Below are 20583 nucleotides of genomic sequence, written 5' to 3' on the forward strand. Positions count from 1 at the left end.
TACGTCATGGGGGCCATGGTGGTGTGCGGTCGCCCCTGGACGCAAAGCAATTTCCCGGATCGGAGCGGTGGAGTGCGGCGCCATGCCGCCCGCGGGCCGTACGGGCTGGGCCCGCGGACGGTGGCGTGGTCGACTCGGGCACGCTGAGCGGTGGTCCCGCCGGGACGGCGGCGCCTCAGCGGCCGAGTTCCTTGCGGCTCATCCGCCGCAGCCTGCGCCTCTGCGAGGGGTCCAGGGTGAGATAGGCGGCCACAGGAACTCCCAGGACTATCAGGAGCGCGGCCCACCAGGGCAACCAGATCAACAGTAGGAGCCCGACCGCCACTCCCCCTGCGGCGATCTTCGCGTTCTTCGACATGTGCGTCGCCTCCTTCGCGGCCATTGCCGCTCTCTGTTCTGAAAACGGGCCCGCACTTCCCACAGTTCCGAACCGCGACCCTGAGACGCCCCTGATACACACCCCTCACATGTCCCTGAGTGAGCTCCAGCCTACCGACAGAAGTGACCTACACCACAATCAGATCGATCGAGGTGGGCCGCCTGAATGCTGTATCCTCGGCGACTTCGACCCGAGTAGTCAAATTTGAGGAGCGGGCTCATCACCACGGAGTGGGTTCCCGAGGCAACACCGTCCGAGATCTCCGAACTGGTCCGTTGCTGCGCCGTGTTCGTGCCCGGCGATCCGGCCCGTACCGGCAGCGTCGCCTTCTGGTGCCCCGGCGGGGGCGCTCCCCCGCCACTCGCGACGGCATCCGTCGAGGAACTGGTCGTCGCCCTGCCCGGCGGCGACGGCGTCGAGGCGGTGCGTGTCCCCGCCCTGCTGCTGCCGGTGCGCGCGGCCCTGCCCGTCCTCACGCGCACGCGTGCCGACGCACACGGACACCGCGCCACCGCGTTCTGGGGCTCCGCCGCCGTACTGGCCCTGCACTTCGTGGCGCGCGGGCTGTTGCTGCCGGGGCTGTCGGCGAGTGACCATGACGCCTGGCGCGTGGGCCCGCTGGGCACGGACGACATCGAGCGCGTCCGCGAGCTCGCCGCCGCGATGCCGCCCGAGGCGCACGCCGTGCCCGTGGACGACACCGTGCCGCTGCGGCTGCCCGACCCGGAACTCTTGGTGCGGGCCTTCCTCGACGCGGTGGCCGACGTCCTGCCGCGCTCCCCCGCCGCGTCCCTCGTGACGGGCGGGCCGGCCTACGCCGCGCAGGAACCGCAGCACCTGCCCGAGCAGCGCGCCTGGGCCGCCGATGTCGCCGCGGGCCATGACGCGGGCGTACGGATCTCCCTCAGGGTCGAGGTGACCGGTGTCGGCCTGGGCGGTGCGGAGGTGGCTGGTACGGGCCTGACCCATACTGATGCGCCTGGCGCGGGCCTGGCCGGGACCAAGGTGGCGGGTACCGACCCGTCCGACTCCAAGGCGACCGGCCTCGACACCGCCGAGCCCGACGACACCGCTGTCACGTTCCGGGCCGTACTCCAGGTGCACAGCCTGAACGACCCCGCGCTCGTCGCGGACGCCTCCGAGGTGTGGACCGACTCCGGCGCGACGAGCGCGGCGTTCGGCCCGGGCGCGCGGATGGACGCTCTGCGTGCCCTGCGCCGCGCGGCCCGGGCCTGGCCTGCGCTCACCCCTCTGCTCTCGGCGACCGTGCCGGACGCCGTCGACCTCGCCGACGAGGAGGTCACCGAGCTCCTCGGAGAGGGCACCCGAGCGCTTGCCGGTGCCGGAGTGGACGTGCACTGGCCCAGGGGCCTCACCCGTGAACTGACCGCCCGGGCGGTGGTCGGTCCGCCGGACGACGGGGCGGGGCCGGAGAAGGTCACCTCGGACATGCCGTCGTTCCTGTCCGCGGACGCCCTGCTGGCCTTCGACTGGTGGTTCGCACTGGGCGACCAGCGACTTACGCGCGAGGAGCTGGACCGCCTCGCCGAGGCCAACCGCCCGGTCGTACGGCTGCGTGACCAGTGGGTCCTGATCGATCCTCGGGAAGTGCGTCGCGCTCACGCTCATGCTCAGCAGGATCGCAAGGTCACGCCAGTCGACGCGCTCAGTGCCGCTCTCACAGGCTCCGCCGAGGTGGACGGCCGCCGGGTCGACGTACAGGCGACGGGCTGGCTGGCGGCCCTGCGCGAGCGGATCGCGAATCCTGAGGCGCAGGAGCCGGTCGGTCCGCCCGCTGCGCTCGCCGCCACGCTGCGGGACTACCAGCGGCGGGGCCTGAGCTGGCTGGCCGGAATGACGTCCCTGGGGCTGGGCTGCTGCCTCGCCGACGACATGGGACTCGGGAAGACGATCACACTGATCGCCCTGCATCTGCACCGCCAGACCGATCCGTCGACCGCCGGCCCGACCCTCGTCGTCTGTCCGACGTCACTGATGGGCAACTGGAAGCGCGAGATCGAGAGGTTCGCACCAGGAACGCCCGTGCGCCGCTTCCACGGACAGCGACGGGACCTGGCGGCGGTGGCCGACGGGGAGTTCGTACTCACCACGTACGGCACGATGCGCCTGGACGCTCGGCGGCTCGCCGAGGTGCCGTGGGGGCTGGTCGTGGCGGACGAGGCCCAGCATGTGAAGAACCCGTACTCGTCCACCGCGCGGGAGCTGCGTTCCATCGGCGCACGCGCCCGCGTGGCGCTGACCGGCACGCCGGTGGAGAACAACCTCTCGGAGCTGTGGGCGATCCTCGACTGGACGACTCCGGGCCTGCTGGGCCGGCTAGGCGCCTTCCGGACGCGGTACGCGCAGGCCGTCGAGGGCGGCCACGACCCGGCCGCCGCCGAGCGGCTCGCCAGACTCGTAGGGCCGTTCCTGCTCCGCCGCCGCAAGTCGGATCCGGGGATCGCCCCGGAACTGCCGCCCAAGACCGAGACCGATCACCCGGTCTCGCTCACCAGGGAACAGACGGGCCTGTACGAGGCCCTGGTGCGCGAGACGCTCGCGGAGATCTCGGCCGCCGACGACATGGCGCGCCGCGGGCTGATCGTGAAGCTGCTGACGGGTCTGAAGCAGATCTGCAACCACCCGGCGCAGTTCCTCAAGGAGGAGCGGCCGAGGGTTCCCGGGCGCTCGGGAAAGCTGGAGTTGCTGGACGAGCTGCTCGACACGATCCTCTCCGAGGGGGCGGGTGTTCTGGTCTTCACGCAGTACGTGCGCATGGCACGCCTCATCGAACGGCATCTCGCGGCCCGTGGTGTGCCCTCGCAGTTCCTGCACGGAGGGACGCCGGTCGCCGGGCGTGAGGAGTTGGTGAGGCGCTTCCAGGACGGCGAGGTGCCGGTGTTCCTGTTGTCGTTGAAGGCCGCCGGAACAGGGCTGAACCTCACCCGGGCCGAGCACGTCGTGCACTACGACCGCTGGTGGAACCCGGCGGTCGAGGCGCAGGCCACCGACCGCGCGTACCGCATCGGCCAGACCCGGCCCGTGCAGGTGCACCGGCTGATCGCCGAGGGCACGATCGAGGACCGCATCGCGGACATGCTGAGCCGAAAACAGCGGCTGGCCGACGCGGTGCTGGGCTCGGGTGAGGCCGCGCTGACCGAACTGACGGACACGGAACTCGCCGATCTGGTCGAGCTGCGAGGGGGGAACCGATGAACGGGTACGGCAGTGGGACGGAGCGGACGTTCGCCGCGTTGCCGCCCGCGCGCGGGCAGGGCTTCGCCCAGACGTGGTGGGGCCGGGCCTGGCTGAAGGCGCTGGAGGAGGGGGCGCTGGACGGGCAGCAGGTGAAGACCGGCCGCGGTCTCGCCCGCGCGGGCGCCGTGGGCGCGGTGTCGGTGCGGCCGGGACGGATCACGGCCGTCGTACAGGACCGTGACCGCTCCACGCACCGCGCCGACGTCCTGTTGGACGAGTTGTCCGACGAGCAGTGGGACCGATTCCTGGACATGGCCGTGCAGCGGTCCGGACACGTGGCGGCGCTCCTGGACCGTGAGATGCCGCCTCACCTGGTCGAGGACGCTGCGAACGCGGGCATCGACCTGCTGCCCGGCATGGGTGATCTGGAACCGGAGTGCGCCTGCGGCGCCTGGGACCATTGCGGGCACACGGCGGCGCTCTGCTATCAGGTGGCGCGCCTGCTCGACCAGGACCCGTTCATTCTGCTGCTGATGCGGGGCCGCGGTGAACGGGCGGTCCTGGACGACCTCCAGGGCCGTGGGGGCCCGGCGCTTCCCGAGGCGCGGGTAGGGGCGGATGGGGTGGACGCGGACGAGGCGTACGCGACCGGTGAGATCCTGCCGCCACTGCCCGGCCTGCCCGCGCTGCCCGACGAACCCGGCGTGCCACAGTCGCTGGACACGGAGGCGCGGCCCGCGCCTGGGGTCGATCCGGCCGCGCTGGAGTTCCTGGCGGCCCGGACCGCCGCGGAGGCACATCGCCTGCTCGCCGAGGCGCTCCGGGCGCAACAGCCTCCGTTCGAGCCCGAGCTGACGGCCGCCCAGGACGCCGTCCGCCTCGCCGCGGGCGCCCCCGAGGGGGCCGTGGCGGACCGGCTGGCCGAGGGGTCGGGGCGCGGCCAGGAGGAGTTGACCGCGGCCGTACGGGCCTGGCGGCACGGGGGCGCGGTCGCGCTGTCGGTTCTCGAGGAGGAGTGGCCGGTCCAGGGGGAGACACTGGCACGCGCGCGTGCCGCCCTGGACGGGGCCTGGGAGCAGGACGAACAGCCGCCGCTGCGGGCACGGGGCAACCGGTGGACGGTCGTCGGTGCGCCCCAGCAGCTGCGCCTCGGCAGGGACGGCCGCTGGTGGCCGTACCGCAAGGAGCGGGGGCGCTGGTTGCCCGCGGGAGGGCCTGCCATGGATCCGGCGGCGGCGCTGGCCTCGCTGGAGACCGGTCGTGAGGACGAGGGGCTCTGACAGAGACGGAAGTGGAGGATGCTCCTCGGCGAAACGGCTCCGCATCCGCTACGAACGACGCCCCGCCTCGTCGACACCGTCGAGCACCGCCTCGTCCGGCAGCGGCTGCGGGGCGCCCGCGGTGATCTGGGCGTCGTAGGTGTGCACCGCGGCCTCCTGGAGCTGGTGTCGGGCGACGGCACCGGACGTCTGCGGCGACTCCGAAGCACCCCACCACGTCCAGCAACCGGCGTCCGGGCCGGCCTCGCGCAGCGCGCTCAGCAACCGCTCCGTCGACTCGGCGGCCCGGGCAACGGCCGTTCCATTTCCACAGCCGACCCGGCCCGCACGGCGGGCACGGCGGGCACGGCGGGCACGGCGGGCACGCGCGCGCGTGCCCTCAACGACGCGGTGCCCTCATTTTGAAACGATCAGTCAGGCAGGAGGTCGTCCAACGACGGCAACAGTGACTCAAGATCGCTCGGCACCCCACTCGGCAGTTCGGTGGGGAACTGCGACGGCAGGGAGGGGATCCGGCTCGGCAGCCTGCTGGGCAACTCGCTGGGGATGCTGAACGAAGGGTCGGCCGAGCCGCTGGGGCTCGTGCTGCTCTCCCCGGACGGTTTGCCGTCCGGGGAGTCGCCGCCGGAGACCATCAGCACCACGGCGGCGACGGCTGCGACGGCCACGAGGACCGCGAGCAGGATGAAGAGGGGGTTCGGGCGCCTTCGCGGACCACCACCGGGGTTGTAGCCCGGGGTGGGCGGTCCGAAGCCGCCCGGAGGCGGCATGTCATGCGGCGGTCCGGGCGGCTGGGGCGGTACGGGCGGCATGGCCATACCGCCCAGAGTCGCCTCGAATCGGTCACGGGGCGACCCCCGCGCGGGAGTTGATACGGACTCATGCCATGGATCGCATGATTCCGGAGCATTCCACGCGGGGATCTATCACCGCCGTCCACGCGCGCAGCAGGCCAGGCGCGTGTGCGTTCAGCCGCGCACACCCAGGAGGTGGTCCATGGCCAGCTGGTCGAGCTGCTCAAACGCCATCCCGCGCGCGGCGGCCGCCTCCACGTCGAACTCCTCGAAGGCCGTGCGGTCGGCGAGCAGCGCCTGCAGGCCGTCCGCAGCGGTGGCCTGCGCCAGCTCGTCCAAGCGGGAGGCACGCAGGGCCTCCTGGACCTCCGGGTCGGCGCGGAAGGCCGCCGCCCGCTCCTTCAGGATGAGGTAGTTGCGCATGCAGCCCGCGGCCGACGCCCACACACCGTCGAGGTCCTCGGTCCGCGGCGGCTTGAAGTCGAAGTGGCGCGGGCCGTCGTACCCGGCGCTCTCCAGCAGGTCGACCAGCCAGAACGCCGAGCGCAGATCGCCGGCGCCGAAGCGCAGGTCCTGGTCGTACTTGATGCCGGACTGGCCGTTGAGGTCGATGTGGAAGAGCTTGCCCGACCACAGGGCCTGCGCGATGCCGTGGGGGAAGTTGAGCCCGGCCATCTGCTCGTGGCCCACCTCGGGGTTGACGCCGTAGAGCTCGGGGCGCTCCAGGCGCTCGATGAACGCGAGCGCGTGGCCGACGGTGGGCAGGAGGATGTCGCCGCGCGGCTCGTTCGGCTTCGGCTCGATGGCGAAGCGCAGGTCGTAGCCCTGGGAGGTGACGTACTCGCCGAGGAGGTCGAAGGCCTCCTTCATGCGGTCGAGCGCGACGCGCACGTCCTTGGCGGCGCCGGACTCGGCGCCCTCGCGGCCGCCCCAGGCGACGTACGTCTTCGCGCCCAGTTCCACCGCCAGGTCGATGTTGCGGATCGTCTTGCGCAGGGCGTAGCGGCGCACGTCGCGGTCGTTTGCGGTGAACGCGCCGTCCTTGAACACGGGATGCGTGAACAGGTTGGTGGTGGCCATCGGGACGGTCATGCCGGTCGTGTCGAGGGCCTGACGGAAGCGCTTGATGTGCGATTCGCGCTCGGCGTCCGAGGAGCCGAAGGGAATCAGGTCGTCGTCGTGGAAGGTCACACCGTACGCGCCGAGTTCGGCCAGGCGCTGCACCGTCTCGACGGGGTCGAGGGCGCGGCGGGTGGCGTCGCCGAACGGGTCCCTTCCCTGCCAGCCGACGGTCCACAGGCCGAAGGTGAACCTGTCCTCGGGGGTGGGCTGGTAGCTCATGCCGCGGCTCCTTGCTGCTGACTATTTCGTCATGGCCGTTTACAAATTAGTATGCCGACGCAGCTCTGGGAAGGGACAAGATGTCCCCGAGGGGTGGGTTCCGTGTCGTCGCGACCCGGGACGGGCGAAGAACAAGCAGGTCAGAGCCTGCGGAGCCGCGGAAAAAGGGAGAGCCCGATGTCAGCAGCCGAGGGTCCGCTCGTCGTCGGCGTGGACTCGTCCACCCAGTCCACCAAGGTGCTCGTCGTCGACGCGGCCACCGGACAGGTCGTCGCGAGCGGTCAGGCACCGCACACCGTGTCCTCCGGGGCCGGCCGGGAGAGCGACCCGCGCCAGTGGTGGGACGCCCTGTGCGAGGCGCTGCGCCAGTGCGGTGACGCGGCGCACGAGGCCGCCGCGGTGTCGATCGGCGGGCAGCAGCACGGTCTCGTCACCCTCGACGAGCGGGGTGAGCCCGTGCGTCCGGCGCTGCTGTGGAACGACGTGCGTTCGGCGCCGCAGGCACGCCGGCTGATCGAGGAGCTGGGCGGCCCGAAGGCCTGGGCCGACCGCACGGGAAGCGTGCCCGGCGCGTCCTTCACCGTCACGAAGTGGGCCTGGCTGGCCGAGCACGAGCCGGAGGCGGTCCGCGCGACCAGGGCGGTACGTCTCCCCCACGACTACCTGACCGAGCGCCTCACCGGTCAGGGCACGACCGACCGCGGCGATGCCTCCGGCACGGGCTGGTGGGCGTCCGGGACGGAGTCGTACGACGCGGAGACCCTCGCCCATGTGGGGCTCGATCCGGCGCTGCTGCCCCGGGTGGTGCGGCCCGGCGAGGTGGCGGGCACCGTCCGCGACAGCCACGACCTGCCGTTCGCCAAGGGCACCCTGGTGGCCCCCGGCACCGGCGACAACGCGGCGGCCGCGCTGGGCCTGGGACTGCGTCCCGGTACGCCAGTGCTGAGCCTGGGCACCTCGGGCACGGTGTACGCCGTGTCGACGCGGCGCCCCGCCGACCCGACCGGCACGGTGGCGGGCTTCGCGGACGCCCACGGCGACTGGCTGCCGCTGGCCTGCACCCTGAACTGCACGCTCGCCGTGGACCGCGTCGCCACTCTGCTGGGCCTGGACCGCGAGGCCGTGGAGCCGACCACCGACGTCACCCTGTTGCCGTACCTCGACGGCGAACGCACCCCGAACCTGCCGAGCGCCTCGGGACTCCTGCACGGCTTGCGCCACGACACCACCGCGGGCCAGCTCCTGCAGGCCGCCTATGACGGCGCCGTCCACTCGCTGCTCGGTGCGCTCGACCTGGTCCTCGACGAGGACGCGGACCGTTCGGCCCCGCTGCTTCTGATCGGCGGCGGCGCCCGCGGAACGGCCTGGCAGCAGACCGTACGGCGGCTGTCCGGGCGCCCCGTCCAGGTCCCGGAGGCCAAGGAGCTGGTCGCGCTCGGCGCCGCGGCCCAGGCCGCCGGCCTGCTGACCGGCGAGGACCCGGCCGCCGTCGCCCGGCGCTGGAACACCGCCCAGGGACCGGTCCTGGGCCCCGTGGAGCGGGACGAGGCGACGCTGGCCAGGATCGCCGGGGTACTCTCCGACGCGGCCCCGCTGCTGGAGCGGAGCACGGACGCCCACTGAGGACTCGACAGGCATGACCGCACCGCTGCACGAGAACAACTCGGCCGGTCCCGGACGCGCCCTGCCCGACACCCAGCAGGGCATGCGCCGCCGCAACCTGGCCCGGGTGATGCACGCCGTCAGCGCCGAGGGGTCGCTCTCCCGTGCCGCGGTCGCCTCCCGCATCGGGCTGACCCGGGCGGCGGTCTCCACCCTCGTCGACGAGCTCATACGCTCCGGCCTCCTGGAGGAGCTGGGTCCCGAGCGGCCCGGCAGGGTGGGTCGCCCGGGACCGGCACGGCCCGGAAGAGTGGGCCGCCCGGGATCGGCCCTGACGGTCAGCGGGCACGGCCCCGCCGGGATCGGCGCCGAGATCGGCGTCGACCACCTCGCGGTCTGCGCGGTCGACCTGCGCGGAAAGGTGCGGGCGCGCGCCGTGCGGCACGGCACGAACCGCGGCCGCACCCCGGAACCCGTGATCGGGGAGCTCACCGACCTGGTGCGCCAGGTCGTCACCGAGGCGGACCGGGAGGGCCTGTGGCCGGCCGGGCTGGCCGTGGCCGTGCCGGGTCTGGTGGCGCGCGACGCCCGGACCGTCGTACGCGCCCCGAACCTCGACTGGCACGACACCGATATCGGTGCCCTGCTGCCCGTGGAGTTTCCGCTGACGGTGGACAACGAGGCCAACTTCGGCGGGCTCGCCGAACTCTGGCTCGGCGAGGACACCCCTCAAGACTTTCTGCACGTGTCGGCCGAGATCGGTATCGGTGCGGCGGTGGTCGTGGACGGTGGGCTGCTGCGCGGAACCCGGGGGTTCGCGGGCGAGTTGGGCCATGTGCCGGTGCGGCCCGACGGGCCGGAGTGCGCGTGCGGCGGGCGCGGCTGCCTGGAGCAGTACGCCGGTGAGGAGGCGGTGCTGCGCGCCGCCGGTCTGGAGCTGGGCGAGGACCGCGTCGGGCTGCTGGCGGGGCGTGCCACCGACGGCGACGAGGACGTACGGCGTGCTCTGCACGAGGCCGGGACGGCGCTCGGCATCGCACTGACCGGGGCGGTGAACCTGCTGGACCCCGAGAGCGTCGTGCTCGGCGGTGCGCTGGCCGGACTCGCGCCCTGGCTGCTGCCGGCCCTGCGCGACGAGCTGGCGCGGCGCACGGCGGGGCCGGCCTGTCCGGTGTCGGTGTCGCGACTGGGCCCCGAGGGGCCACTGCTGGGGGCCGCGCACTCGGTCGTGCGGGCCGTGCTGGACGATCCGGCGGCGGTCGCGGAGCGGGCCTGATCAGCCGTCAAAAAGCGGCGAGGAAACCGGAATCACCCATTCGAGTGGGCGAGTTGTCCACAAGCCGGTGGCTGTCCACGTAAACGCGCCGCTCCCGTCTGCATGATCGGGGAGCGCCGTACCGTGATGCACACGAGACGCGCCTGCTGTGCGCAGAACGGAGCCCCATGTGATGAGTGACCCCAGCATTTCGACCGTCCGGTCCCGGATATCCCGGTTCCCGTCTCCGTGCGTGACCTCCACCCTTGCCTCCCCCCAGCACCGAAGGGACCCTCCATGGAACGAGCCAGGCCGCTTCCCAGCAGGCGACGGCTCCTGAAGGGCGCGGCCCTCGCCGCCGTGCCGTACGCGTTGCTCAGTGGCACCCGGGCCGGCGCGCAGACGGCGGTCGACTACCCCCTCGCCGAGTGGCAGCCGGCGACCCTCTCGAATTACACCCCGGCGGAGCGTCCCGCGGACTACACCGTCGACCGCGTCGCATCCACGTCACGCAGACCACCTACTCCGAGGCCCTGTCCATCTTCCAGGACCCCGACAAGAGGGTGTCCGCGCACTATGTGATGCGGTCCGTCGACGGGTACGTGGCGCAGTGCGTGCGGGAGACCGACGTCGCCTGGCACGCGGGCAACTGGGACCACAACACGCGCAGCATCGGCATCGAGCACGAGGGATGGGTGGATCAGCCCGCCTGCTTCACCGACGCCCTGTACGAGCAGTCGGCGAGACTCACAGCCTGGGTCTGCGACAGATACGGCATCCCCAAGGACCGGGAGCACATCATCGGGCACTATGAGGTGCCTGGTAGCGACCACACCGACCCCGGGCCGCTCTGGGACTGGGTGCGCTATCTGAGGATGGTCAACTTCGCCTGACCGTGCCCGGGATGGGGGAGGCCGGCCGAAACGGTTGTCGGCGCGGGCACCCGGCGTAACGATGTCCCCAGCCGCATCGCCGTGAGGGAGGCCGAGTTGTCCGATCCCTGGGTGGCCCTGGAGCCCGGGGCCGACCCCGCCGAACGTACGCGGGTCCTCCGTGGCGCGCACGAGACGTTCACCGAGGCGGGCACCGTGCCGCGGCCGGTGCGTTCGGTGGTGGCCGCCTCGTGGCGGCGTTCCGCGCGGGCCGGCGTTGGGCCGGACGGTACCGCGAGCGTGGAGATCGCGGACGGTGACCTCGACGCCGTGCGCGCCGAGCATCCGTTGGCGCGGGTGATGCCGCTGTTCCGGGAGCTCATGGGTACGTTCGCCGCCGACGGCGCACATCTGCTCGCGGTGTGCGACGCACACGGCCGACTGCTGTGGGTGGAGGGTCACCACGCGACACGGCGGCAGGCAGGGCGGATGAACTTCGTCCCGGGCGCGCGGTGGGCGGAGTCCGCGGTCGGGACGAACGCTCCCGGTACGGCGGTCGCCGTCGATCGCCCGGTGCAGGTGTTCACCGCCGAGCACTTCATCCGCCGGGTGCAGCCCTGGACGTGCGCGGCGGCGCCGGTGCACGATCCGCGGACCGGGCGGGTGCTCGGCGCTATCGACGTCACCGGCGGGGACGGTCTGGCGCATCCGCACAGCCTGGGCTTCGTCCAGGCCGTGGCGCGCGCCGCGGAGGCTCACCTCGCGCTGCTCGCCCCGGAGCCGCCCGCCGTTGACGCGCCCGAACTGACGGTGCTGGGCCGCGACGAGGCGCTGCTCCTCTTCGGCGGCCACAAGATCCGGCTCAGCCGCAGGCACAGCGAGATCGTGGTGCTGCTGTCCCGCCATCCGGAGGGGCTGACCGGCGACGAGCTGCTGTGCGCGTTGTACGAGGACGAGTCGGTGACGCCGGTGACCCTGCGCGCCGAACTGGCCCGGCTGCGCGGGGTCCTCGGCCCGGGACTGCTGGCCTCGCGGCCGTACCGGCTCACCGTGCCGGTCGAGTCGGACCTCACCGTCGTGGAGCGGCGTCTGGCGGCCGGGGCGGTGACGGCGGCCGCGGCGGCGTACGCGGGGCCCCTGCTGCCCGCCTCCCGGGCGCCTGCCGTGGCACGGATCCGTGGCCTCCTCGCCGATGGGCTGCGGGCCGCGCTCATAGCCCGCCGTGATCCCGACCTGTTGGCGGACTGGGCGCACGCGCCGTGGGGTGAGGACGACGTCGAGGTGTGGCGAGCGCTGGCGGCGGTACGGCCGACGGCGACGGTACGGTCCCGGCTGACCACCCTGGAGGCCGAGCTGGCGGCACCCTGACGGCGACGCAACCTGGTTGCAACGTCCGTGTCCCTAGCCTCGCCGCCGAGAGCTGCCCAACGGCGGGCAGCGCTGCTGAAGGAGGCAGACCCGCATGACCCGTTACGCGGCGCCCGGCACGGAGGGCGCGATCGTCTCCTACCAGGCGCGCTACGACCACTTCATAGGCGGCGAGTACGTTCCCCCGGCCCGCGGACAGTACTTCGAGAACCCGAGCCCGGTGAACGGGCAGCCCTTCACCGAGGTCGCGCGCGGTACGGCGGAGGACGTGGAAGCGGCGCTCGACGCGGCGCACGCGGCGGCACCGGGCTGGGGCCGCAAGTCCGCCTCCGAGCGCTCGGACGTCCTCCTCAGGATCGCCGACCGCATGGAGGCGAACCTGGAGGCGCTGGCGGTCGCCGAGAGCTGGGAGAACGGCAAGCCGGTCCGGGAGACGCTGGCTGCCGACATCCCGCTCGCCATCGACCACTTCCGCTACTTCGCGGGCGCGATCCGCGCACAGGAGGGATCACTGGGCGAGGTCGACGACGACACGGTGGCGTACCACTTCCACGAGCCGCTCGGTGTCGTCGCGCAGATCATCCCGTGGAACTTCCCCATCCTGATGGCGGCCTGGAAGCTCGCCCCGGCGATAGCGGCGGGCAACGCGGTCGTCCTCAAGCCCGCCGAGCAGACGCCGGTGTCCATCCACTACTGGATGAGCCTGGTCGCGGATCTGCTCCCGCCGGGCGTGGTGAACATCGTCAACGGCTTCGGCCCGGAGGCCGGAAAGCCGCTCGCGTCCAGTCCGCGAGTGGCGAAGGTCGCCTTCACGGGCGAGACGTCGACGGGGCGGCTGATCATGCAGTACGCCGCAGAGAACCTCAAGCCGGTCACGCTGGAGCTCGGCGGCAAGTCGCCGAACATCTTCTTCGACGACGTGTGGGAGAAGGACGACGACCTGCGCGACAAGGCCCTCGAGGGCTTCACCATGTTCGCGCTCAACCAGGGCGAGGTGTGTACGTGCCCGTCCCGCGGGCTGATCCAGCGCGGCAACTACGGCGACTTCCTCCAGGCGGCCGTGGCCCGCACCGAGCTGATCAAGCCCGGTCACCCCCTCGACACCGACACGATGATCGGCGCGCAGGCCTCCGGTGAGCAGCTGGCGAAGATCCTGTCGTACCTGGACATCGGCCGCGAGGAGGGCGCCAAGGTCCTCACCGGCGGTGAACGCCTCGAACAGGACGGTGAGTTGAAGGGCGGCTACTACGTTCAGCCGACCATCTTCGAGGGCGACAACCGCATGCGGATCTTCCAGGAGGAGATCTTCGGACCGGTGGTCTCCGTGACCTCCTTCGACGACTTCGACGACGCCGTCAAGATCGCCAACGACACGTCGTACGGCCTCGGCGCGGGTGTGTGGACCCGCGACATCAACACCGCCTACCGAGCGGGCCGCTCCATCCAGGCGGGCCGCGTGTGGACCAACTGCTACCACGCCTATCCGGCACATGCCGCCTTCGGCGGCTACAAGCAGTCGGGAATCGGCCGGGAGACACACAAGATGATGCTCGAGCACTACCAGCAGACGAAGAACCTTCTGGTGTCGTATTCGCCGAAGAAGCTGGGCTTCTTCTAGAGGCACGAAAAAAGGCGCCTGAGCTGGGCTTTTGCCCGCCAGGCGCTTCCTCTCGGCCCGCCCAGAGCAAGGACCGACTTACGCCATAACTCCTAGTTCCTGCCACCGATGTCCCGCTCCTGACCAGTGCTGCCGGACCAGTCACGGACCAAACCCCGACACTTCCGTGCCCGTGCCACGTTGTGCCATATGCAGCTGCGTCCACGTGGTTGCCGGCCTGGTTCCGGAACAGTCGGCCGTCCGGCGCCACGCCGAAGCGTTCCATGTGTGCGCGGAGCATGCGTACGAACTGCGGTGGGATGGGCACAGGCCGGGTCGCGGTAGCCGCGCGGCGCTTGAGGGAGTGCACCTCGTACCGAGCCGCCGTCCGTCCACTCTTTGCCTGCGGTGACGACGCCACCCGAAAGGTTGAGCATCCCCCATCCGGAGTCGGGCAGATGGCACTGTCCGAGCCGAAGATGGATGACCTCCGCAGGCCGCATTGCCGCGTAGTACATGCCGCCGAAGACCCTCCAGGACGGCACCGCATGAGCCCCGCACCCGACGAACGCGACCATATCCGCGCGGCCATGGACCGCATCCTGCAGGGAACCGCGCAGCACTCCACCGGCGCGCTGACCATCGTCGCCCTGGCCCAGGAAGCCGGCGTACCGCGCAACGCGCTCACCCAGCGCCACCTCGACCTCAAGAACGACTTTTACGCGCAAGTGAGGGCGAGCGGACAGACGCCGGACTCCGAGATCCGCGTGCGCCAGCAGATCGGCAGACTGAATGAGCTCCGCGCCAAGGACGCCACCGAACTCGCCCAGCTGCGGACGGACGTCGAACACCTCGTCCGCGTCGTCAACCAACTGACCACGCACAACCGACAGCTCCTCCACGCGCGGTCCCGGCCCAATCCTCCGGTCCGGGCCCTGCCCACACAGCCACACCCAGACCGGGGCCACTGAGCTGCTGGCATCCCGCGCGGTGGAGCACCGTCCAGCGCTACGAGAGTTGAGTCGCCCCGCGCCGCTACAAGGGGAATGACCCAGATACGCCAGAAACCCGCACGGGATGATCTTGGAGTCCGAAAGCCGCCGACGAACTCAACGCCTACAACCCGCACCTGGATGTCGACTTCACCCCGATCCGCGGCGACGGCCCGCCGACCGACGGATTCAGCCAGGCCGCGTGAGCCAGCCAAGGGCCGGATGCCTGAGCTGGCCGGGCGCGTGTCGGCGAGCACCTCACGGAGCCCTGGCACCGCGTCCGAAGGCTGATCGCGGGAACCGGGTTGAGGTCACAGCAATCGGTCGACCAGCCCGTCGATGTAGTCCGGGGTGAGCGGGCCCATGCCGAACAGGACGCGGATATACATCGGGGCCAGGATGTGGTCCAGCACGTCGAACGCGTCGGGTGCGTGCTCGCCACGGTCGCGGGCGCGATCGAGCATGGACTGCAGTTGGCGGGTGCGCTCGGCGCGGAGGTCGGCACCAGCCTGCAGGCCCTGCTGACCGCTGCTCGACAGGGCGACGGCCAGGTACAGCACCGCTGGACCGTCGGGTCCGGTGATCTCGCGGGCCACTTGGGCCGCGTAAGTGCGCAGGTCGCCAGCCAGGCTCCCGGTGTCGGGCATCGGCGACTGCGTGTTGAGGCGGGTGAGCGCCACGTCGGTGAGCAGGGTTTCCAGGTTGCCCCACCGGCGGTAGATGCTGCTGTCGGCTACGCCTGCGCGCGCTGCGACCTCGCCGACGGTGAAGTTGCCGTAGCCGCGCTCACTGATCAGTTCGGTGACGGCCTGGTGCACTTGCGCGCCGACGCGGGCGCTGCGCCCGCCGGGCCGCCGGGCTCGCTGTCGCTCGTTCATGCCCCCACCTTAACGCAGTCGTGACTTGCGTTTGCGAGACGACCCTCCTTATAGTCACCTAACGCAGTCACTGACTGCTTTAGAGCGCTCAGCTGTATCGCCACCCGCGTCGACCGCGACCGGGCGCAACTACCGATTGAGGGGGATCCCCATGGCTGCATCGCATGCGACCGCAGGCAGTCGATCGAACCCTGTGCTGCTCACGGTGACCTGCCTGGGCCAGTTCATGGTCCTGCTCGACAACACGATTGTTGGAGCGGCGCTGCCCGATATGCAGCACCGGCTGCACACTCAGCTGACCGGTCTGCAATGGATCGTCGACGCGTACGTACTGCTGGTCGCCATGCTGCTGCTGTCCGGCGGTGTCTTCGCCGACCGGTTCGGCCGCAAGCGGGTGTACCTGACCGGCGTGGCGGTGTTCACCGCCGCGTCGCTGCTGTGCAGCCTCGCGCCCTCGCTCGGCTGGCTTATCGCCGGCCGGGTGCTGCAGGGCATCGGGGCCGCGGCGCTGAGCCCTGCCTCGCTCGCCCTGCTCGTCGCCGCCTACCCCGCGCCGCAAGAACGAATCAAGGCGATCGGGATGTGGGCCGGATTCAGCGGAATCGGTCTGGCCGCAGGCCCCGTGGCCGGCGGCGTGCTGACGGATGCCTTCGGCTGGCCCGCCATCTTCCTGGTGAATCTGCCCATCGGCGTGGTCCTTCTGCTGGTCGGTCTGCGCAGCCTTGAAGAGACCCGCAATCCGAGCGCCCCCGCGATCGATGTCCCGGGGACGGTGCTGTCCGTTCTGGGGGTGGGGGTGCTGACCTACGGGCTGATCGAGGGTGGTGCCCGCGGCTGGACTTCGCCGGTGATCCTGGGCAGCTTCACCGCCGCGGTGATCCTCCTCGCCGCCTTCGTCGCCGTCGAAGCGCGTCGTTCCGCGCCGATGCTGCCGCTGCGGCTGTTCCGGCAGCGCCTGTTCGCCGTGTCCAACACCGCCATGATCGTGGTGGGGTTCGCGCTCATGGGTTCGTCGTTCTTCTTCTCCCAGTTCTTCGTGTACGTCCAGGGCAGCTCGATCCTGCGCGCCGGCCTGCAGACCCTGCCGGTATCCCTCGCCATGGTGATCGTCAGCCCGTACGCGGGCCGGCTCGCCGCCCGGTACGGCTTCCGAATCGTGGTTACCACCGGCCTGGTCCTGGCCGGCCTGGGACTGCTGGCGCTCGGCATGGTGCACGCCGACACCGGCTACGGGAACGTGTGGTGGCGGCTGGGAGTCGTCGGCACCGGCTTCGCCCTGACCATGTCCCCACTGACGGGAGCCGCCATCCAAGCAGTCAACCCGCAGGAAGGCGGCCTGGCATCAGGCATCAGCAGCACCACCCGGCAGATCGGCGCGGTGCTCGGCGTGGCGGTACTCGGAGCTGTCGTCCGCACCCGGCAATCCGGCGGCGCCTCCTTCGAGACCGGCCTCAACAGCGCCTTCGTCGCGGCTGGCGCCATCACCCTGGCCACCGCCGTGTTCACCGGCCTGTGGCTGGCGAGGGCCAAGCCGGCGGAAGGCTCGGTGGCGCCGCAACGCTCCACCGATCCAGATGCGGTCACCACCTCGAACGTGGCATCCGCGAACAGCGTTGACAACAACAACCGCCTCGGCTGGGAGGGGTCCCGCTGGAGGAGCCTCCAGCGGGACCCCTCCCAGCACACACCAGGATGACGCCCCAGGTCCCCCAGTGCCGTGACCGCATAGGTTCGCCGGGTTGTCGGTAGGGATGGGTGGCCCGGTGCGCTCTCGCCGCGGTAAGGGCACGAGGGCAGCGTCTCGTCGGCGTGCGGCGCAGATGCGGCTGGATCAGCTTTGATGCAGGCTAGGGCTATGCCCGCTTATGCGTCGATGTCCTATCGGTTTGACGGCTGTTCAGAGGGCGTCGAGTTGGCCCGATTTCTTGGAGGGCTGCATGGCCTTTGACCCTTCAGGGGAGTCGCCTGAACCCTCAGCGAGGCCACCAGAGCCACCAGAGGAGCCTCGTCAGAGCAAGCTGCGGGCTCATATCGGCTGGTGGCTCGGCACGGTGTCGGCCGCGGTCGGGATTCTGGCGTTTTTCTTGAGCCAGTGCGAGGGCAAGGGGCCCAGTGCGGGTACTCATTTGGTAAATGCGGAAAACGCCGTGGACGAACTGAACGCCGCTGATACCTGGACGGAGGAGCTACTTAACACGACGGCAACTGAGTTGACGGACGCCGGAGTGGCAATGCGGCGCATTGTCGGCAGTTGGCGGGCATTGGACCGCCCAGATGGGCGGGGGGAAGACATTGACAAGCTGCTTCAAGCAGGTACAGCCACCAGTAACGCGTACTAAGATTCGGCGGAGGGAATTGCCGCAGGGGCTCCTACGGAAGAGCAGGGCACCAAGCTCATAGAAGCGGCGCATAATCTCGCGGTCAAATCAACGACCTGGGTTTGAGGGCGTGCCAGTACTGGTTCGGGAAACCGGAAGACGTTCCCGTTTCACCCGCACCGGCTCCGCAATGACACGCCTACTGCGCTGGTGCAACGCCAACGCCCGCCACCGCGACGTCCTGACCGCCGAACGCAAGGAACGCGCCCGTATCCGAAGCGAGAAGGGCTTCCGCTGGGGCGGACGCCCCCTCAAAGCCGCAGCCTGAACAACCCGGCGAACCTATGCGGTCAGAGCACTAGAGAGGAACCGCCTCCACGATGCCGCCCGTTCCAGCTGACCCCACCGTGCTCCACCCGATGCCCGAGCACCCGCGCGTGGTTCTGCTCAAGCCACTGCTGGTTGGCTCCGTCGTTGCGCGTCCACTGGCTGACCCTCGCGCCGTCGGCGGTGGACGCGCCAGAGACGTCCAGCGCCTTGCCGCTGTTGCGATTGACCAGGACATACCAGGCATTGGTGTCCACCGTCGCCGCCTCGGCGGGCGCCGGATTCACCGCGGCGAGCATGCCGATCGCGAGGGTCGCCGCCACCACGGCGGCGACCCGGGACCATCAGCGATGTCTTCGTGGAGGGGCGGGCGAAGCCGCACCGTGGGTCTTCATCGATTCACCCTTTCGTCTGTGGCAGGCCATCCCATCAGGTGCGGGTCCAGCGTTGGTTGCTGCTGTTCGAGCAGGAGTAGAGCTGGATCAGGGTGCCGTTGGCGGTGCCGCCTGCGGCGGCGTCGAGGCAGAGGCCGGACTGGACGCCGACGATGGATCCGTCGGAGTTGAGGCGCCATTTCTGGTTGTCGCCGCCCCAGCAGCTGTAGATCTGGACTTTGGTGCCGGTGCCGGTGCCGGCGGCGTCCAGGCACTTGTTGCCGTAGACCCTGAGCTCGCCGGCGGCGGTGTACGTCCACTGCTGGTTGGTGCCGTTGTGGCAGTCCCACAGCTGGAGCTGGGTGCCGTCGGTGGTACTGCTGCCGGGCACGTCCAGGCAGCGGCCCGAACCGACCCCCTTGATCGTTCCGCCGTCCGAAGGGGGCGTGGAGGTGCCGCCGTTGAGTGCGTTGAGGACGGCGGTGTAGGCGGGCTTCTTGCTGCCGTTGCCGTTGAACAGCAGCGGTGTCTGCTCCGATCGCCAGGAGTCGGTGTCGCGCACACCCCAGACGGTGATGCCGAGGCAGCGCGGCACGGCCAGGCAGTCGTTGGTCACGTTGGCGTAGGTGTTGGCCGGGGCGCCCTGGATGTCGAGTTCGGTGATGGCCACGTCGACGCCGAGGGCGGCGAAGTTCTGCAGGGTGGTGCGGAAGTTGCTGTTGTAGGGGCTGCCGCTGTTGAAGTGCGACTGGAAGCCGACGCAGTCGATCGGTACGCCGCGCTGCTTGAAGTCTCGGACCATGGAGTACATGGCCTGGGTTTTGGCCCAGGTCCAGTCCTCGACGTTGTAGTCGTTGTAGCAGAGCTTGGCGGCCGGGTCGGCGGCGCGCGCGGTGCGGAAGGCGACCTCGATCCAGTCGTTGCCGGTGCGTTGCAGGTTGGAGTCGCGCCGGGCTCCCGAACCGCCGTCGGCGAAGGCCTCGTTCACGACGTCCCATTGGGCGATCTTGCCCTTGTAGTGGGCCATCACGCCGTTGATGTGGCCGATCATCGCCTGGCGCAGCGTGCTGCCGCTGAGGTTCTGCATCCAGCCGGGCTGCTGGGCGTACCAGGCCAGGGTGTGGCCGCGCACCTTCTTGCCGTTCTGCACCGCCCAGTTGTAGACGCGGTCACCGGCGGTGAAGTTGAACTGGCCCCGCTGCGGTTCGGTGGCGTCGATCTTCATCTCGTTCTCGGGCGTCACCATGTTGAACTCACGGCCCGCGATCGTCGTGTACGCCGAGTCGCCCAGCCTGCCCGAGGCGATGGCGGTGCCGAAGTAGCGGCCGCTCTGCGCCGCCGCGGCGCCGAGCGTGTTCTCGGCGGCGTGTGCGGTCGGCGGAGCGACCAGTGTGGCGACCGTACCGAGGACGCCGACGACCAGCGCCAACAGCAGGCCGCGGATCTTCCGGCGGATAACGGATCTGGGAAGGGCATACGAGCCCATGGCTGTGCCTCCAAGGTAGAAATCACGGAAGGACTGAAGCGCAGGGGAATGCGTCGTCCGCTCCCACTCGGCAGACGGACGGGGCGGGCCGGAACCCGGGCAGCACGGAATCACCGGACACCACGGTCATGGGACCAGGACGATCTCACCCGGCACGGACGGCACCCGGTCGGCCGTCGGGTGACGTACGGCGGGCGGCGGCGGTGTTTCGACACAGGCATGGGGGTACTCCATCGCGGCTCAGCCGGGGGACCGCCACGCGGCGTCGCGTACCTCTCCAACTGCGCGAAGAGCCAGGATGCGCTGCTGCGAACCTCACCGGAAAACGAAACGGGGTGGCGCAGGTACTTTGGTGCGCGGATCTGTCGTGCAGCTGGGCGTGGATCTGCCGTGCAGCACAGATTGCTCAGTGGTCGCCATGGTTCGATATCTCGAACCATGGCCGGTTCTCAGACAGGGATGATTGAGGCATTGACGATGGATCGTCAATACTCCTCGCAGAGAAAGTTTTCGTTCCTCGCC

General features: G+C 70.5%; 13 protein-coding genes and 5 pseudogenes. 11 read left to right on the forward strand and 7 right to left on the reverse strand.

The window, feature by feature from the left end:
• Nucleotides 1–175: 175 nt before the first annotated feature.
• Nucleotides 176–358 (reverse strand): hypothetical protein, encoded by a 183-nt coding sequence (locus AC067M_RS26465; RefSeq protein ID WP_478699523.1) that lies wholly within the window; start codon nucleotides 356–358, stop codon nucleotides 176–178.
• A 225-nt stretch (nucleotides 359–583) separates the two neighbouring features.
• Between AC067M_RS26465 and AC067M_RS26470 the strand changes: the two genes are divergently transcribed.
• Together AC067M_RS26470 and AC067M_RS26475 are read left to right on the forward strand one after the other, a co-directional pair.
• Nucleotides 584–3595: an SNF2-related protein gene (locus AC067M_RS26470; protein ID WP_478699524.1), complete on the forward strand. Its 3012-nt coding sequence runs from the start codon at nucleotides 584–586 to the stop codon at nucleotides 3593–3595.
• Nucleotides 3592–4857 carry an SWF or SNF family helicase gene (locus AC067M_RS26475; RefSeq protein WP_478699525.1) on the forward strand — a complete coding sequence of 422 codons (1266 nt, stop codon included), beginning with the start codon at nucleotides 3592–3594 and terminating at the stop codon, nucleotides 4855–4857. Before AC067M_RS26470 ends, AC067M_RS26475 begins: the two co-directional genes overlap by 4 nt.
• 66 nt (nucleotides 4858–4923) lie before the next feature.
• Here AC067M_RS26475 and AC067M_RS26480 read toward each other — a convergent pair.
• The 3 genes and pseudogenes from AC067M_RS26480 to xylA all read right to left on the reverse strand — a co-directional run.
• Nucleotides 4924–5229: pseudogene (locus tag AC067M_RS26480) on the reverse strand (maleylpyruvate isomerase N-terminal domain-containing protein); the annotation flags it as partial.
• Nucleotides 5230–5267: 38 nt separating this feature from the next.
• Nucleotides 5268–5675, reverse strand: coding sequence for a hypothetical protein (locus tag AC067M_RS26485; protein ID WP_478699526.1), 408 nt, complete (start codon nucleotides 5673–5675; stop codon nucleotides 5268–5270).
• Between the two features lie 150 nt (nucleotides 5676–5825).
• On the reverse strand, nucleotides 5826–6992 hold the full coding sequence (gene xylA / locus AC067M_RS26490) for a xylose isomerase (RefSeq protein WP_478699527.1): 1167 nt from the start codon (nucleotides 6990–6992) through the stop codon (nucleotides 5826–5828).
• Nucleotides 6993–7169: 177 nt separating this feature from the next.
• Here xylA and xylB point away from each other — a divergent pair, with 177 nt between their 5' ends.
• The 6 genes and pseudogenes from xylB to AC067M_RS26520 all read left to right on the forward strand — a co-directional run bounded on the left by xylB (nucleotide 7170) and on the right by AC067M_RS26520 (nucleotide 14657).
• Entirely contained in the window at nucleotides 7170–8615 is a 1446-nt protein-coding gene (xylB, locus tag AC067M_RS26495; protein ID WP_478699528.1) for a xylulokinase, read from the forward strand.
• A 13-nt stretch (nucleotides 8616–8628) separates the two neighbouring features.
• Nucleotides 8629–9870 carry an ROK family protein gene (locus tag AC067M_RS26500; protein WP_478699529.1) on the forward strand — a complete coding sequence of 414 codons (1242 nt, stop codon included), beginning with the start codon at nucleotides 8629–8631 and terminating at the stop codon, nucleotides 9868–9870.
• Between the two features lie 276 nt (nucleotides 9871–10146).
• A pseudogene (locus AC067M_RS26505) lies at nucleotides 10147–10742 on the forward strand (N-acetylmuramoyl-L-alanine amidase).
• Nucleotides 10743–10838: 96 nt separating this feature from the next.
• Complete coding sequence (locus tag AC067M_RS26510; RefSeq protein ID WP_478699530.1) at nucleotides 10839–12089, forward strand: GAF domain-containing protein; 1251 nt, start codon at nucleotides 10839–10841, stop codon at nucleotides 12087–12089.
• A 94-nt stretch (nucleotides 12090–12183) separates the two neighbouring features.
• Complete coding sequence (gene exaC / locus AC067M_RS26515) at nucleotides 12184–13707, forward strand: acetaldehyde dehydrogenase ExaC (RefSeq protein WP_478699531.1); 1524 nt, start codon at nucleotides 12184–12186, stop codon at nucleotides 13705–13707.
• A gap of 527 nt (nucleotides 13708–14234) precedes the next feature.
• Complete coding sequence (locus AC067M_RS26520; protein ID WP_478699532.1) at nucleotides 14235–14657, forward strand: hypothetical protein; 423 nt, start codon at nucleotides 14235–14237, stop codon at nucleotides 14655–14657.
• A gap of 332 nt (nucleotides 14658–14989) precedes the next feature.
• On the opposite strand, the gene AC067M_RS26525 is transcribed toward AC067M_RS26520, so the two are convergent.
• The gene (locus AC067M_RS26525; RefSeq protein ID WP_478699533.1) at nucleotides 14990–15556 is read right to left on the reverse strand and encodes a TetR/AcrR family transcriptional regulator; all 567 of its coding nucleotides are present in this window, start codon (nucleotides 15554–15556) and stop codon (nucleotides 14990–14992) included.
• A 151-nt stretch (nucleotides 15557–15707) separates the two neighbouring features.
• Between AC067M_RS26525 and AC067M_RS26530 the strand changes: the two genes are divergently transcribed.
• The 3 genes and pseudogenes from AC067M_RS26530 to AC067M_RS26540 form a co-directional block, all read left to right on the forward strand.
• Nucleotides 15708–17252 carry an MFS transporter gene (locus AC067M_RS26530; protein WP_478699534.1) on the forward strand — a complete coding sequence of 515 codons (1545 nt, stop codon included), beginning with the start codon at nucleotides 15708–15710 and terminating at the stop codon, nucleotides 17250–17252.
• An 809-nt stretch (nucleotides 17253–18061) separates the two neighbouring features.
• A pseudogene (locus AC067M_RS26535) lies at nucleotides 18062–18202 on the forward strand (IS630 family transposase); the annotation flags it as partial.
• Between the two features lie 52 nt (nucleotides 18203–18254).
• A pseudogene (locus AC067M_RS26540) lies at nucleotides 18255–18350 on the forward strand (antibiotic acetyltransferase); the annotation flags it as partial.
• Here the strand turns inward: AC067M_RS26540 and AC067M_RS26545 are convergent.
• Both AC067M_RS26545 and AC067M_RS26550 read right to left on the reverse strand, forming a co-directional pair.
• A pseudogene (locus AC067M_RS26545) lies at nucleotides 18327–18527 on the reverse strand (RICIN domain-containing protein); the annotation flags it as partial. The pseudogenes AC067M_RS26540 and AC067M_RS26545 overlap by 24 nt on opposite strands.
• Before the next feature lie 103 nt (nucleotides 18528–18630).
• Complete coding sequence (locus AC067M_RS26550) at nucleotides 18631–20061, reverse strand: endo-1,4-beta-xylanase (RefSeq protein ID WP_478699535.1); 1431 nt, start codon at nucleotides 20059–20061, stop codon at nucleotides 18631–18633.
• Between the last annotated feature and the right edge of the window lie 522 nt (nucleotides 20062–20583).

The organism is Streptomyces sp. NPDC043427, from assembly GCF_056436655.1.

What these genes read in the sequence shown, in the direction of transcription:
- AC067M_RS26465 (WP_478699523.1), bottom strand. Translation starts at nt 358, where the DNA reads ATGTCGAAGAACGCGAAGATCGCCGCAGGGGGAGTGGCGGTCGGGCTC.
- AC067M_RS26475 (WP_478699525.1), top strand. Translation starts at nt 3,592, where the DNA reads ATGAACGGGTACGGCAGTGGGACGGAGCGGACGTTCGCCGCGTTGCCG.
- AC067M_RS26485 (WP_478699526.1), bottom strand. Translation starts at nt 5,675, where the DNA reads ATGGCCATGCCGCCCGTACCGCCCCAGCCGCCCGGACCGCCGCATGAC.
- xylA (WP_478699527.1), bottom strand. Translation starts at nt 6,992, where the DNA reads ATGAGCTACCAGCCCACCCCCGAGGACAGGTTCACCTTCGGCCTGTGG.
- xylB (WP_478699528.1), top strand. Translation starts at nt 7,170, where the DNA reads ATGTCAGCAGCCGAGGGTCCGCTCGTCGTCGGCGTGGACTCGTCCACC.
- AC067M_RS26500 (WP_478699529.1), top strand. Translation starts at nt 8,629, where the DNA reads ATGACCGCACCGCTGCACGAGAACAACTCGGCCGGTCCCGGACGCGCC.
- exaC (WP_478699531.1), top strand. Translation starts at nt 12,184, where the DNA reads ATGACCCGTTACGCGGCGCCCGGCACGGAGGGCGCGATCGTCTCCTAC.
- AC067M_RS26520 (WP_478699532.1), top strand. Translation starts at nt 14,235, where the DNA reads ATGAGCCCCGCACCCGACGAACGCGACCATATCCGCGCGGCCATGGAC.
- AC067M_RS26525 (WP_478699533.1), bottom strand. Translation starts at nt 15,556, where the DNA reads ATGAACGAGCGACAGCGAGCCCGGCGGCCCGGCGGGCGCAGCGCCCGC.
- AC067M_RS26530 (WP_478699534.1), top strand. Translation starts at nt 15,708, where the DNA reads ATGGCTGCATCGCATGCGACCGCAGGCAGTCGATCGAACCCTGTGCTG.
- AC067M_RS26550 (WP_478699535.1), bottom strand. Translation starts at nt 20,061, where the DNA reads ATGGGCTCGTATGCCCTTCCCAGATCCGTTATCCGCCGGAAGATCCGC.